The sequence below is a fragment of the Streptomyces sp. NPDC034049 genome (assembly GCF_055575575.1).
In genome coordinates this window covers 1-14,343 of sequence record NZ_JBVISJ010000024.1, presented here as the reverse complement: position 1 = coordinate 14,343, position 14,343 = coordinate 1, and the positions used below count along the sequence as shown (strand labels likewise).

Genomic DNA, 14,343 nt, shown 5'->3' with positions numbered 1-14,343 from the left:
CCTCAGCGTTCCGAGCGGCGCCGGGCGGCCGGAGTGCCGGTCCCGCGTGGCACGGACCGCCCCTTGCCCGGCGGCTTCGGGCGGTCGGCGGCGGAGGGCGTCGGGCCGTCCGTCCGCCCGCCCGGCAGTCGTGGTGTGACCAGGAACGCGGCGAGGGTGATGCCGCCGGTGGCGAGGATCGCCGCCTTCAGGCCGTCCAGCTGGGCCGAGGCGTAGGAGTCGGCGAGGGCGTCGACCTCGGACGGAGGGAGTCCGGCGCGCTCGGCCGCCGTACGCACCTGATCGGTGGGGACGAAGCTGATCCCGGCCTGGAGCGCGACACTCGTCTGCTGCTTGGCCTCCTGCGAGAGCGCGGGGTCGTCTTCGACCTGGGTGGTGAAGGCCTGCGCCAGGGCGCCGATGAGCAGCGATCCGATGAGCGCGGTGCCGAGGGCGGAGCCCAGGTTCTGGGCCGTGAACTGCAAACCGCCGACCTCGCTGCGTTCCTCCTCGCCCACGCTGGACTGCACCACGTTGCCCAGCTGCGAGGCGAGGAGCCCCATGCCGATGCCGAGCAGGGCCATGGCCAGCGCGAACTGGGTGTCGTCGATGACGGGGTCGATGGTGGACAGCAGCCACACGATGGCCCCGGCCAGGGTCACCAGGGCCAAGCGGACGACGCGGCGGGGTCCGGCCCGTCGGCCCAGCCGGGAGGCGATCAAGGAGGCGACGAGCATGGTGATGGACACGGGGAGCAGCCGCAGTCCGGTCTGGAAGGCGTTGAAGCCCTGCACGACCTGGAGGTAGAGCGGGATGGTGAAGAACAGCCCGAGCAGGATCAGGTTCTGGCTGAGCAGGGCCAGCAGTCCCGACCGCAGCGCGGGGAGGTGCAGGAGGGGCAGGTGGACCAGGGGTTCGGTGCCGTGGGCCGTGCGTCGGTGCTCCCAGCGCGCGAAGGCGGCCAGGACGATCACTCCGGCGCCGACGACGAAGAGGGTCGGTGCGAAGCCCATGACGGTGAAGGGCGGGTTGCGGGGCTGCACCCAGCCCCAGGTGCTGCTCTGCAGCACACCGAGCACGCCCAGGCCCAGGCCCGCCGCCGACAGCACGGCGCCGACGCCGTCCATCCGGGGCCGGGGCCCGGTGCGGGGTGCTTCGGTGATCACGCGGCGGAAGCACAGGACGGCCAGGACGACCACGACCTCACCGGCGAAGACGAGCCGCCAGGTGAGATAGGTCGTCACCCAGCCGCCGAGCAGCGGGCCGACGGCGATGCCGGCCCCGGCCAGCCCGCCGATGACGCCGTAGGCGACGGCCCGGTCCCGGCCCGGGTAGGACTCGGCGACGAGGGCGGCCATGGCCGGGAGCACCATCGCGGCGCCGAGGCCCTCGATGACCGACCAGCCGAGGGCGAGGACCCACAGGGTGGGCGCGGCGGCGGTCAGGGCCGAGCCGGTGCCGTAGACCACCAGGCCGAGGAAGAAGAGCCGACGGCGGCCGAGGATGTCGCCGAACCTGCCTCCGATGATCATGAAGGCGGCCATGACCAGCGCGTACAGCGTGATGACGGCCTGGATGGCGGTGACCTCGGTGTCGAAGTCCTCGACCAGCTGGCTGATCGAGACGTTCATGACGGACGTGTCCAGGACCATCAGGAACTGGGCCGTCCCGAGCACGATCAGAGCCCGCCAGTGCTTCACGGCATCCACCTCGCCGAGTCGGCCCGGGACGCCGACGAGCGCCATCCGAGCAGCGCCCGCCACCGACCGGCCGCCACCCTCCATCCCAGCTCAGAACCCCTGCCGCCGCCTCACCCGCCACGGGCGAGGTAGCAACTCCCCACACCCGATGACGACGCTCCGTCGGAGCCATGAACCGGTCTCCACGACGGCGACCCATGCGTCCGCCGCACCGCCTCACAATCGGTCACGATCAGCCCTGGGGAGAATCTGGGGAGTTTCGACCGGCAGACCGATTCCCCTGGCTCCCCAGCAGCCCGTCGATGACAGTGCGCCCCTTCCTGCCCGCCTCCGGAATGAAGTGAGCGTAGTAACGAAGCGTGACGGTCGGCGAGGAGTGGCCGAGCCACCGCGCACGGTCACCACGGACTCCCCCGCCTCCAACATGATCGAGGCGTACGTATGCCGCAGCACATGAAAGCCGTCCCTCGGCGCCGCCTGCCACTGCCAAGGCTTCGCCCCCGCGGGCCGCGGCGGGATGACACCGGCTTCAGCCGACGCAGGCTTCCACGTGTTGGTGTTCCACCCGACTACCGCGATGGCGTTGCCGTATCGCGCGGTGAGTACCAGGGGGCACTTCCTCGGCCGCCCCTCCGGCTTCTCCCACGGCAGCTCCACCTCCAGAGAGGGAAACGTTTCTGCATGCCGCTTCAGCTCCCGCGCCACCGAAGACGGCATGTCGACAACGCGGGTCTTCCCTCCCTTCGGCAGGGTGAAGTACAGCCTCCCCTTGAACGACTGGACCTGGCGGCGGACGTGAAGCACGCCCTTCACATGATCGATGTCCTCAGGGCCGAGTCCGAACACCTCGCCTTGCCGGAGCCCACAGCCCAAGCCGAGCACAACGGCTATGCGATATCGCGGGTTGATGGCATCTCGAACTCGCAACGCCGTGTCCAACGCCCAAGCCTCGCGACGTTCCTGTGGCTCCTTGGGCCACCGCACGGACCTCGCGTGCATAGGGCACGGGGTATGCCGGCTGTGCCGCTGCCAGGCCCAAGCCGTTCCACGGACCTGGCAGCGTCCAGACCTCACCACGGCGGCCACCACCGGGCAGCAGCTGTTCATCGCCGATCTGGTCCGGCGGGTCCACCTCGCCGCCCGACCGCGGGAGCGCGGCTCACCCGAAGCGCACCAGCCCGCCGGCGCCTCCTCCTGGGCGTTGCCCCGGTGGCGTCAGGATCCCCTGTTCATCGCCGAGCGGGACATGTCGCGAGTCACCGTGCCCGACGTCGCGCCGATCGATCCCGCCTTCACCGCCTACGTCTCGGCGCAAGCCGAGGCCAGCGCCGAGACCCGAGGCTGGTCACCGGCCTTGCGTGAGCGCGTGCTGCGAAGCCTGTATCTGCTGACCGCCGTCCACGGCCCGCACGAGAACATCAAGGCCAGCACTGTCGCCACGCTGCCGCGCCAGCGAGCCGAACGCGCTATTACCCGGGTCACCGAGGTCCTCGCCCACCTCGACCTCCTCGACGACGACCGCATCGACCCGCTCGACGCGTGGATCCAACGCCGGCTCAGCAACGTACCCCCGGAGATCCGCACAGAAGCCCTCGTGTGGATCCGCATCGTCCGACGCGGCGGGCCCCGCCGCCGTCCCCGCTCGACCGCCACTGTCCGAAACCAGGTCGATGCCTCGATCCCATTCCTCCTCGACTGCTCGAAGCGCTACCGCACCCTTCGCCAGGTCACCCGCGCCGACCTCACGCAGTGGCTGTCCCAGTGCGCGGCCCCGCACAACGAAGCCGTCGCACTGCGCAACATGTTCAAAACGCTCAAGAGCCGACGGCTACTGTTCGCCAACCCCGCACGTGGCCTGAGCCTGGGGGCCAGGCCCGGCTCGGGGCCCACGCCACTGAGCCCCGAGGCGATCCAGACATTGGCCGCGGCCGCCGAGGGCGACCCCGCCCTGAAGCTGCTGATCGCCCTCATCGGCATTCACGCGCGCTACCCCCACCAGGCCCGGGAATTGCCTTTGGCTGCCTTCGACTTCACCGGCGGTCGGCTCATGCACGGCGACATCGACCACCCTCTCGACGCCTTCACCCGTCAGGCCGCTGCCGACTACATCCACCTCCGGCACTCTCGCTGGCCACACACCCGCGACCCCTTGGCCGACCAAGACCAGGAGGACACGCCGTGACTGGCAACCGCCCTGGCTGCGTCCCCGTCACCGACCCACTCGCTCCGGCGGCGAAGCACTCGCTCACCCGGCCACCGAATTCGTCATGCACTTCGACACCGAATTACTGACTGGCTTTGACCGCGAAAACCATTGGTAAGCGGCTTGCTCCGCTGATGGACTGACGTCCTGCCCTGGGTCTGCCGCGTGACGGAGGTAGTGGTTGTGACAGGTTATGACGTGCTTGCCGAGGTGTACGAATGGCTCATCTCGGATGCAAAGTTGCCTCCGGCCGAGTTCGCTGCGTCGTTCGACGACGTCCTCAATCTCCTGCCGTCGAACGCTCACGTCCTCGACTGTTCGTGCGGAACCGGCCAGTTGGCGGTGGGCCTCGCCGGTCGTGGCATGCAGGTTGTCGCAACTGACGCCAGCGAGGCGATGGTTCGTCGGACTGCAGAGTTGTCCGAGGAGTTCGGGGCATCCGTCCGGGCCGTACGGGCGAACTGGGAAGAGTTGCCCGACCATTTCCAGGACAACACGTTCGACATGGTGTTCTGCGTTGGCAACTCGCTTCACCATGCCGTGGGCGCGACAGGCAGGGGTGCTGCTCTGGAGTCGATGTCACGGCTTCTGCGCCCGGGAGGGCGCTTGGTGCTCACATCCCGGACTTGGGAACTCGTGAGGGCCAGAGGTTCCCGGCTGGACATCTGGGATCGACTCGTCCGCCGAAACGGTCGCGATGCCGTCGTAATTTACCGCTGGGAGATTGCGCCGCATTGGGAGGATGAGCACCATATCGAGATTGCGATCGCCCAAGTTGATGCGACGGGGCCGGTTCTTGTCCGCTCGGAACTGCTGTCCTGCTGGCCCTACCGGTACGAGGAACTCGAAGTCGAGCTGCACCGGGTCGGACTCCAGACGGAACTGAGCACGTTCGATCTTGAGGCCGAGAACTACATGGTGGTCGCGAGCAAGGTATAAACATCGGACTCACAGTCCCTGGCCGGACCGCGCGGTTGCTGCATTTCCAGCGCAGGATCTGCCGCTGCGGTTCGGATGACATGCCGGTGCACGCGACCAGGGCGGTCGGGAGGAGCACCTAGGTGACGGGCTTTCTCGCGATTGCTCGTCGAGAAGACATGGAACGAGGCATACCACCTGAACTCCAGCACAGCCACGAACGGCGTCCCGATCCCGAACGAGGGCCCTGCCTCGGGTCCGCCCCCTCCCCGCGCTCGACGCCAGGAACCTGGACCTCCTGCTGGCCGGACTCACGGACCGCGCCGTCGCAGGCGACCTCGGAGTGTCCCTGCGTACCGTCACCCGCAGAATCCGCCACCTGATGGATCTCGTGGGCGCGGACAGCCGCATCCAGCTCGGCTGGCGCGCGGCACAACACGGCTGGACGCGGCTCGAGTCGCCCCGGATACCGCGCGGCTGGGCATCCGGTCAGCCGCCGCAGATGCCGTAGTAGGGCGCGTCGGAGATGTAGGTGTGCGACTGGGTTTTCGTGAGACCGGCGTTCCCGGTCCGGGCGCAGACCTGCGTGACTGCTCGAGCAGGGTCGATGGGATACCGCTGGAGCGGCACATGGGCGCCGGCCGCGTAGAGGGTCGTGCTGTCGGCGCTGAAGGCGAAGAGCCGACGGGGTCACCGGGGGCGAGCGGGCTGCCGAGTGGTTGTTGGGTGGGGATGTCCCAGAGCTGGAGGGTGCCGGCGCTGCCGCCCACGGCGAGGGCACGGCCGTCAGGGCTGACGGTGAGGGCGTCGGCCGCCTCGGGGGTTTCGTCGATCGGAGCGGGGAACACGTTGCGCAGCACACCGGTGCGGTGTCGTATGGCCGTGGTCCACAGGGCGACTCGGCCGGTGTTGTCGCCCACCGCGAGGCGGGTGCCGTCGGGGGCGAACGTGATGGCACTGGTCTGCGCGCCCGGAGCGAGGACCTTGCCGGTGGCCGGCCCGGACGGCAGACGGATGACGCGGTCGTTCCCTGCCAGGAGCCGTCCGTCCGGCCGGACGGCCAGGTTGTCGCCGTCCGACGGGAACACGCCGGTCCGCCGGTGGCGGACGGTGTCCCACACCTCGTACCCACGCTTGCCGATGACGGTGTCACGCGCGGTGTACAGGGTGCGACCGCCTGGGTCCAGCGCCAGACCGACTCCTCGGCCCGCCCCGGCGCCGACGTAGGCAGGCCGAGGGTGGTCCGCGCGCGCTCGCGGCTCAGGGCCCAGAGGACGACGCGTTGCCGGGCGGCGGTCCGGCTGGGGGCGAGGACGCCGTACGCCAGTGTGTCGCCTCCGGGCCGAACCCCATGAGGGACCGCGTGCCAGACAGGATGACGCGCCCTGTGGCATCACGGAGAGGTGTGGGGGGCAGGACACTGATCACCCGCCCGTCACGGATGTGTCGATGTCGCGGTACAGCAAGCACCTCACCGGATGGCAGGCGGCGGACGCCGTTCGCTGTCGTCCGGAATGGAAATACCGCCTCGCCCTCGAACCGCGTGATCCGGGATTCGGCTTCCCGGTCCCAAGCGGGTCTTGCGGCCGGATGGCGGACGGCGACCGCGCGGACCCGCTGTCGGCGCTGGTCGTGGACCTGCCCACCGAGACGGCCCGTCCGACGACGAGGGGGGATCCGGCCGGTTCCGCACAAGTGCCGACAGCGATACGACGTCGGTCACGGGCCCGCGGGGAGTCGCCACCGGGCTTCGGTGGCGACTCCCCGCGTACGAACAGCCGAGATGGTCAGGCGTCGGCCTGCAGGTGAGCCAGTTCGGCTTCCAGATCGGCCATGGCCTCGCCACCGGCCATGAGGTCGGTGATCTCCTCGCGGGTGCGTTCGCCCTTGCGGAAGTCGTCGGCCTTCTGACCGCGGATGAGGACGGCGAAGTGGTCGCCGACCATCATGGCGTGGCGGACGTTGTGGGTGACGAGGATGACGGCGACGCCCTTGGCGCGGGCCTGCATGACGATCCGCAGGACGTGGGCGGCCTCCTTGACGCCGAGCGCGGCGGTGGGTTCGTCGAGGATGAGGACGTTGGCGCCGAAGTAGACGGCGCGGGCGATGGCCAGGGCCTGCCGTTCACCACCGGACAGACTGCCGACGAGTCGGGCGCCGTCGGTGACGCGGGTGATGCCGAGGGACTGCATCTCACGGACGGCGATCTCACCGGCGAGCTTCTTGTCGAACAGCTTGAACGGGCCGAAGCCCTTGGTGGGTTCGGCGCCGACGAAGAAGCAGCGGCCGACGCCCATCAGCGGGAAGGTGCCGCCGAACTGGTGGACGGTGGCGATGCCGTGCGCGGACGCGTCGCGGGGGCTGTCGAAGACGATCGGCTCGCCGTTGATCTCGATGGTGCCGGTGGTCGGCTTGTGGAACCCGGCGAGGATCTTGATCAGGGTGGACTTGCCGGCGCCGTTGTCGCCGAGCAGGCACAGAACCTTCCCCGCGTTGACTTCGAGGGAGATGTCCTGCAGCGCGTGGGTGCCGAGGAAGGACTTGCTGACGCCTTCCAGGCGCAGAAGGGGTGCGGTCATGGTCAGGCCTTCTTCGTGCGGGGCTTGTAGGACAGGGCGAGGCGGCGGAAGGTGTTGTTCATCAGCACCGCCGCGAGGATGAGGATGCCGAGGATCAGGCTGGCCCAGTCCGAGTTCCAACCGGTGTAGTAGATGCCCTGGTTGACGATGGCGAAGGTCAGCGTGCCCAGCACGACACCCACCACGGAACCGTAGCCGCCGGTCAGCAGCACACCGCCGATGACCACGGCGATGATCGAGTTGAAGACGAAGGACTGGCCGTTGGCGACCTGGGCGCCGTTGTAGAGGATCGTCTGGATCACGCCGACCAGGGCGGCACCGAACCCGCTGGCCATGTAGAGGGCGATCTTCACCCGGTCGACCGGGATGCCGGTGGCGCGGGCGCTCTCCTTGTCACCGCCGATCGCGAAGATCCAGTTGCCGTACTTCATCGCCTGGAGCACCACCGTGACAAGCGCCGCGAGGCCCACCCACCAGAAGATCGCGACCTCGAACTGGCCGGCGATCAGCGTCCCGAACAGCGCCTTCGACAGCGGGTCGGGGCTGACCGCGACGCTCGTGGTACCGGTCGTCACCCGGGACAACCCCAGGGTGAGGCCTGCCAGGCCGGACAGCGTGGCCAGGGTGACGACCAGTGAGTGCACATTGGTACGGGTGACGAGGATCCCGTTGAGCAGGCCGACCAGCAGACCGAGCCCCAGCGCGCAGACGATCCCGACGATCATCGGGGCGCCCCAGTGGCCGGAGACGATGGCCAGGGTCATCGAGCTGCCGGCCAGTACCGAGCCCACGGACACGTCGAGTTCACCGGCGATCATCAGCAGCCCGACGGGGATGGCGATGATGCCGAGTTCGGCGGCGATGTTCAGCCAGCTTGCCGCACCCGCCGGGGCAAGGAACTTCTCCCCTCCGAAGATCGCGAAGAAGACGAAGACGCTGATCGTTCCGATGAGCGCGCCGACCTCGGGCCGGTGTCGCAGCTGCCCCAGCGGGCTCTCGGACTGCTTGGGGGGTACGGCGGCGGTCTCTTTCTCCGCCGTCGTCTCGGAAGTTGAGGTTGTCATCGGAGTGCTGTCACCTTCGTGGATCCGGATGTGGTGCGAGGGGATGGCTCGGGGAGGGTGTCGGGCCCGGCCCGGGCCCGACACCCCTCGGGTGGATCAGCGAACGCCGGCCTTGGTGCCCGCGATCGCCGCGGCCACGTTGTCCTTGGTGACAAGGAGCGGGCCGGTCAGGAGCGGGTTCTGTGGCAGGAGCACGCCGTAGGACAGGTACTGGTTGGCTATCGACACCGCGTAGAAGCCCTGGAGGTAGGGCTGCTGGTCGATGGCGAACAGTTGCTTGCCGTCCTTGATCCGGTCGAGCTGGCTCTGAGAGAGGTCGAAGGTGCCCAGCTCGACCTTGTCCTCTGCCTTGGCCTGCTCGATGGCCGCCGCGGCGCTGTCCGCGTCCTGGACACCGATCGTGACGAGACCGTCGATGCTGTCGTCCTTCAGCAACGCGCCCTTGATCGCCTGAGTGACGGCCGACGGGTTGCCGAAGTTGGAGGAGGGCAGGGGCAGTTGCTTGGACTTGGCGCCCTTGCTCTCGGCGCCGTCCTTGATGCCCTTGCAGCGGGCCTCCTGGTTGGCCGAGCCGGGCACGGTGTTGACGCACAGGATGTTCTTGGCGCCCTCTTCGGCGAACTTGGCGCCGCCGGCCTTGCCGGCCTCGTAGTCGTCCGACCCGATGTACTTGACGGCGCCGGTCCGCTCGGCCGCGTCGACGCCGCCGGAGTTGTAGATGAACACCTTGACGCCCTTGGCGATGGCCTGCTTGATCGCGGCGTCCTGGTTCTCGGGCACCCAGTCCGGCACCAGGATCGCCGACGGGTTCTGCGACAGCGCGGTGAGCGTCAGCTTGGCGGCGTCCGGGCCGAGGTTGTCGTAGTTCTGCGGACCGAGGAACGTCACCTTCCCGCCATCCTCTTTCACGACCTTGGCCGCGTCCTCGCCGCCTCGCTTGATCGCGGACCAGAACGGGTCGTCGGCCTTGCCACCGATGACGTAGATGGAGTTCTTGCCGCCGCCCGAGCCGGACGCCGATCCACCCTCAGCGGCCGACGCCGTCGCCTCGCTGTCGCCTCCGGTGGCCTTGCCGCTGGCGCAGCCGGTCAGAGCGGCCCCCGTCACGGCGAGCAGGCTCACCCCGGTCAGAACTCTTCGGGAAAGACGGCGGCCGAGCGGTCGGCCGGGCTGCTTGCGTTCCATGTGCTGGGTACTCCTTCGTGCGATGCCTGGATGGCGGGGAGCGGGTGCCCGACCGTGTCGGTGCGGTGGTGCCGTGAGACGTCGTCGGGCAGTGCGGGACGCAACAGCGCGGGGGGAAGGGGCTGCGCCCCGAGGCGGAGAGATCCTCAGTGACTGATGGGGCGAGGACGGTGGTGTCGCGAGCCGTCCGTGGGGCGGGCCTGCGGTGTGGCCCATTCGTTACGTCGGGACTGTTTTCCGGGTGTGTCCCGACACCGCTCGCGGCAAAGGGGAAGCCATTCGCCCCACCATTGCTTTAAATCGCTTTAAGTGGTGCGCAGAGCATGCTTGCGTTTCAGGAACGTGTCAAGGGTTCGCTCCGAATTGGATGCCTCGACCGCCACTTCACGCACCGTGGGAGGGTCAGCTGGTGCGGGCCGTGGTCCCGCGTACGACCAGAGAGGGCGCGAGGACGATCTCGCGAGGCTCGGTGCGGCTGTGGTCGATGCGTTCGATGACCGCCGTCACGGCCTGGCGGGCCTGCTCCTCGGCGTTCTGACTCACGGTGGTCAGGTCGAAGCAGGCCAACCGGGACAGCGCGTCATCGTCGTAGCCGGCGACGGAAACGGTGCCGGGGACATCGACTCCGGCCCGCCGCAAGGCCGTCAGGAGCCCGATCGCGCTCTGGTCGTTGTATGCGACGACCGCGGTGGGAAGGTCACCACTCGCCAGCAGGTGCCGGCCCGCCCGCTCGCCCGCCGCCTCGGTGCGATCCCCCTGCAGCACCCTGATGTACTCGTCGAGACCGTGGCGACGCATGGCGTCCCGATAGCCACGCCGCCGGTCGGTGGCGATGGCCCCCCTGCCGCCGTCGACGTAGACGATGCGCCGGTGCGCCAAACCCACCAGGTGGGCGACGATCTGACCGACCCCGTCGCCATCGGCGGTACGTACGACATCGAGATCGGCCTCGGCGATCCGGCGCCCCACGGAGATCACGGGGGCCTGGCGGTCCAGTTCCGCGAGAGCCGGGGCGGAGGACACCGAGCCGAGCAGGATCAGCGCCTCGCACCGGAAGGCGAGCAGCGTCTCGACGGCCGCGCTCTCGCCACGGCTGCGCGTCAGGGCGCTGAGGACGAGGTCGTAGCCGACGGCCTCGGCCGCGATGTGCAGATGCTCGACCAGCTCGGCCTGGAACGGGCTGCGAATGTCGACCGTGACACCGAGTAGCCGGCTGCGCCTGCTGGCCAGCGCACTGGCCGTGCGATCAGGGCGGTAGCCCAGTTCGGCGGCTGCCCTCAGGACACGCTGCCGGGTGCGCTCACTGGGCCCAGCCACATTGCGCAGCACCAGGGACACCGACGCCATGGAGAGGCCGACGCGCGCGGCGACATCCTCCAGCCGGGGGCGGGCGGTCGCGTCACCGCCGCGCGCCGGGGAAGCGGAGTCGAGGTCGTCCATTTGGTCTCCTGTCGATTTACGACACCACCCTTGACATGCCCCTGCGAGGACGCCGATAGTAACAGTACTTAAATCGTTTTAACTCGCTCCGCGTGGAATCCTTCCGCGGAATCGTCGACACATTGCCGGCCTCCGGCACCACGCCGTACGAGCAGCCGGTGACCACCCGCGTCGAATCCTTGCCGCACGGACGCGAGGACGTTTCTCACCCGGCGCACCCGTCACACATGTACCGGTCGGCGATCCGGTCCGCCGAGCCGCCGCAGGAGGACGCCGCCCAGCGGCACAGGAGCGAAACGATCAGACGCGAACCTGGTTTCAGGCGGGTGCCGCCGTGGTGCCGCGCACGACCAGGTGCGGGGTGAGGACGACCTCGCGGGGCTCGGTGCGCTCCTGGTCGAGGCGTTCGACGGCGGCGCCCACGGCATATTGGGCCTGCTCGCGGGCGCCCTGGCTGACCGTGGTGAGGTTGAAGCAGCTCAGCCGGGAGAGCGTGTCGTCGTCGTAGCCGACCACGGAGACCCGGCCGGGGACGTCGATGCCGGCGCGGGCGAGGGCGGTCATGACACCAATGGCGCACTGGTCGTTGTAGGCGACGACCGCGGTGGGCAGGCGGACTCCGCCCAGGAGATGTCGGGCCGCACGTTCACCGGCGGCTTCGGTGTTGTCCCCGGCGAGAACCTGGATCCGGTCGTCAAGGCCATGGCGGCGCATGGCGGTGCGGTAGCCCCGGCGCCGGTCGGTGGCGATCACACCCTTGCCGCCGTCGACGTAGGCGATCTCGCGGTGCCCGAGGGCGACGAGGTGGTCCATGATCTGCCCGACGCCGTCGTCGTCCGCGCTGCGTACGACATCCAGCACCGCGTCGGCGATCCGGCGGCCGACGGCGATCACGGGGGCCTTGTTGTCGAGGACGGCGAGCGCGTCGACGGAAGATGTCGGTCCGAGCAGGATCAACGCCTCGCTACGGAAGGCCAGCAGCGTCTCGACGGCGGTGCTCTCGTCACGGGTCCGCGTGAGGGTGCTGAGCACCAGGTCGTAACCGACGCCTTCGGCGGCGACGTGCAGATGCTCGACCAGTTCGGCATGGAACGGGCTGCGAATGTCGACCATGACACCGAGCAGTCGGCTCCGCCTGCTGGCCAGCGCGCTGGCCGTGCGGTCCACCTGGTAGCCGAGGTCGGCAGCCGCCTTCAGAACGCGCTGCCTGGTCCGTTCGCTCGGGCCGGGCACGCCGCGCAGCACCAGGGACACGGTCGCCGAGGACAGGCCGACGCGGGTGGCCACGTCGTCGAGCCTCGGGCGCCGGCGCGCGCCATTCCGGTGACGCGCGGTATCGCTGTGGTCCACCTGTGCCTCCCCGGGGCAAATCTCCTTGCGCCACACCCTTGACACACTCACGAAACAAGGTTGATAGTACCAGCAATTAAAGCGTTTTAAATTGTCCTGTTGTTCCAACGAACCACGCTCAAGAGCAACGAAGCAGTCTTCAGAGCGCGACAGCCACCCGCACTGCTCGCACGCTCCGCTTCCGCCAGGCCCACCCCTACCGCCCGATGAACGGGCGACGGCTTGCGATCCACGCTCCCGCTCCACTCCCAGTTGCACAGTGAGGTGCACGCATCATGAAGCGCACGTTCCTCCCCCGTTCCCGCAGAACCGCCTCCGTCGTGGCCGTGGCCGCCGCGGCCACCCTGGTCCTCGCGGGCTGTTCCAGCGACTCCGGGGGCAAGGAGGCCGAGGAAGGCGGGGCGGACGCCGCGGCCGGCAAGGCCGACACGCCCCGCATGAAGATCGCGATGGTCACCCACGCGCCCTCCGGCGACACCTTCTGGGACATCATCCGCAAGGGCGCCGAGGCCGCCGCCGCGAAGGACAACGTCGAGCTGATCTACTCCAACGACGAGAGCGCCAGCGGCCAGGCGACCCTGATCCAGAACGCGATCGACCAGAAGGTCGACGGCATCGCCGTCACCCTCGCCAAGCCGGACGCCCTCAAGGACGCCATCGCCAAGGCGGACAAGGCCGGCATCCCCGTCGTCGGCTTCAACTCCGGCATGGACGTCTGGAAGGAGCAGGGCCTGCTCTCCTTCTTCGGACAGGACGAGTCGGTCTCCGGCCAGGCCTTCGGCGAGAAGCTCAACGAGACCGGCGCGAAGCACGCTCTCTGTGTCGTCCAGGTCCAGGGACACGTGGGCCTGGAGGCGCGCTGCGCCGGGGTGAAGAAGACCTTCAAGGGCGAGACCGAGAACCTCTACGTCAACGGCAACGACATGCCCGCGACCAAGTCGACGATCTCGGCCAAGCTCAAGCAGGACTCCTCGATCGACCAGATCGTCACCCTGGGCGCCCCGTTCGCGCTCACGGCGGTGGAGTCGGCGTCGGAGTCGAACAGCAAGGCGAAGGTCGCGACGTTCGACCTCAACAAGGAGCTGACGGCCGCGATCAAGGCGGGCGACATCGAGTTCGCCGTCGACCAGCAGCCGTACCTCCAGGGCTACCTGTCAGTGGACTCGCTGTGGCTCTACAAGAACAACGGCAACTACAGCGGCGGTGGTGAGGCGCCGGTCCTGACCGGTCCCGCGTTCGTCGACAAGAGCAATGTCGACGCGATCGCCAAGTTCGCCGCGAAGGGCACCCGGTGATCCGATCATGACCCAAGCAACGGCACCGGCGACGGGGTCCTCCTCGTCGCCGGCTCCGCCAGCCGCCCAGAAGGACGGCCGGACCGCCCAACGCTCCCTGGGCCGACGCCTGTTGGCCCGCCCCGAGGTCGGCGCGCTCATCGCCGCGATCGGTGTCTACGCCTTCTTCTTCGCCGTGGCGCCCTCGTTCCGTGAGGCGTCCTCGCTGGCGACGGTGCTCTACCAGGCGTCGGTCATGGGCATCATGGCGCTGCCGGTGGCGCTGCTGATGATCGGCGGGGAGTTCGACCTGTCCGCCGGTGTCGCGGTGACGACGTCCGCGCTGACGGCGGCGATCCTGAGTTTCCAGCTGACGGTGAACGTGTGGACCGGTGTGATCGTCGCGCTGGTCGTGTCGCTGGCGGTGGGGGCGTTCAACGGCTGGCTGCTGATCCGGACGGGTCTGCCGAGCTTCCTGGTCACGCTGGGGTCGTTCCTGATCCTCCAGGGCTCCAACCTGGCGGTGACGAAGATCTTCACGGACAATGTGGCGTCGGACTCGATCGCCGACATGGACGGCTTCGACCAGGCCAAGAGCATCTTCGCCTCCGAGATCACCATCGGCGGCGTCGACTTCAAGATCACGATCTT

At 68.8% G+C, this 14,343-nt stretch carries 12 protein-coding genes; 5 read left to right on the top strand and 7 right to left on the bottom strand.

Annotated elements, in window-relative coordinates; genetic code table 11:
* Window positions 1-2: 2 nt before the first annotated feature.
* Window positions 3-1,679 (bottom strand): MFS transporter, encoded by a 1,677-nt coding sequence (locus tag ACZ52C_RS39480; RefSeq protein WP_469079412.1) that lies wholly within the window; start codon window positions 1,677-1,679, stop codon window positions 3-5.
* Between the two features lie 216 nt (window positions 1,680-1,895).
* Complete coding sequence (locus ACZ52C_RS39475; RefSeq protein ID WP_469079359.1) at window positions 1,896-2,618, bottom strand: tyrosine-type recombinase/integrase; 723 nt, start codon at window positions 2,616-2,618, stop codon at window positions 1,896-1,898.
* Between the two features lie 31 nt (window positions 2,619-2,649).
* Here ACZ52C_RS39475 and ACZ52C_RS39470 point away from each other — a divergent pair, with 31 nt between their 5' ends.
* The 3 genes from ACZ52C_RS39470 to ACZ52C_RS39460 all read left to right on the top strand — a co-directional run bounded on the left by ACZ52C_RS39470 (window position 2,650) and on the right by ACZ52C_RS39460 (window position 5,311).
* Window positions 2,650-3,861: a hypothetical protein gene (locus ACZ52C_RS39470; protein WP_469079358.1), complete on the top strand. Its 1,212-nt coding sequence runs from the start codon at window positions 2,650-2,652 to the stop codon at window positions 3,859-3,861.
* A 204-nt stretch (window positions 3,862-4,065) separates the two neighbouring features.
* Window positions 4,066-4,821: a class I SAM-dependent methyltransferase gene (locus ACZ52C_RS39465; protein ID WP_469079411.1), complete on the top strand. Its 756-nt coding sequence runs from the start codon at window positions 4,066-4,068 to the stop codon at window positions 4,819-4,821.
* Between the two features lie 322 nt (window positions 4,822-5,143).
* Window positions 5,144-5,311, top strand: coding sequence for a hypothetical protein (locus ACZ52C_RS39460; protein ID WP_469079357.1), 168 nt, complete (start codon window positions 5,144-5,146; stop codon window positions 5,309-5,311).
* A 1,276-nt stretch (window positions 5,312-6,587) separates the two neighbouring features.
* Here the strand turns inward: ACZ52C_RS39460 and ACZ52C_RS39455 are convergent.
* The 5 genes from ACZ52C_RS39455 to ACZ52C_RS39435 form a co-directional block, all read right to left on the bottom strand.
* A complete protein-coding gene (locus tag ACZ52C_RS39455) occupies window positions 6,588-7,379 on the bottom strand; it encodes an ATP-binding cassette domain-containing protein (protein WP_469079356.1) in 792 nt (263 codons plus the stop codon).
* Window positions 7,380-7,381: 2 nt separating this feature from the next.
* Window positions 7,382-8,443 carry an ABC transporter permease gene (locus ACZ52C_RS39450; protein ID WP_469079355.1) on the bottom strand — a complete coding sequence of 354 codons (1,062 nt, stop codon included), beginning with the start codon at window positions 8,441-8,443 and terminating at the stop codon, window positions 7,382-7,384.
* 96 nt (window positions 8,444-8,539) lie between these two features.
* Complete coding sequence (locus tag ACZ52C_RS39445) at window positions 8,540-9,628, bottom strand: sugar ABC transporter substrate-binding protein (RefSeq protein ID WP_469079354.1); 1,089 nt, start codon at window positions 9,626-9,628, stop codon at window positions 8,540-8,542.
* 402 nt (window positions 9,629-10,030) lie between these two features.
* On the bottom strand, window positions 10,031-11,068 hold the full coding sequence (locus tag ACZ52C_RS39440) for a LacI family DNA-binding transcriptional regulator (protein WP_469079353.1): 1,038 nt from the start codon (window positions 11,066-11,068) through the stop codon (window positions 10,031-10,033).
* A 318-nt stretch (window positions 11,069-11,386) separates the two neighbouring features.
* Window positions 11,387-12,355 (bottom strand): LacI family DNA-binding transcriptional regulator, encoded by a 969-nt coding sequence (locus ACZ52C_RS39435; RefSeq protein WP_469079352.1) that lies wholly within the window; start codon window positions 12,353-12,355, stop codon window positions 11,387-11,389.
* Between the two features lie 338 nt (window positions 12,356-12,693).
* On the opposite strand from ACZ52C_RS39435, the gene ACZ52C_RS39430 reads away from it, so the two are divergent.
* Complete coding sequence (locus ACZ52C_RS39430; RefSeq protein WP_469079351.1) at window positions 12,694-13,713, top strand: sugar ABC transporter substrate-binding protein; 1,020 nt, start codon at window positions 12,694-12,696, stop codon at window positions 13,711-13,713.
* 7 nt (window positions 13,714-13,720) lie between these two features.
* On the top strand, window positions 13,721-14,343 hold a 623-nt coding region (locus ACZ52C_RS39425; protein ID WP_469079350.1), incomplete at its 3' end, for an ABC transporter permease.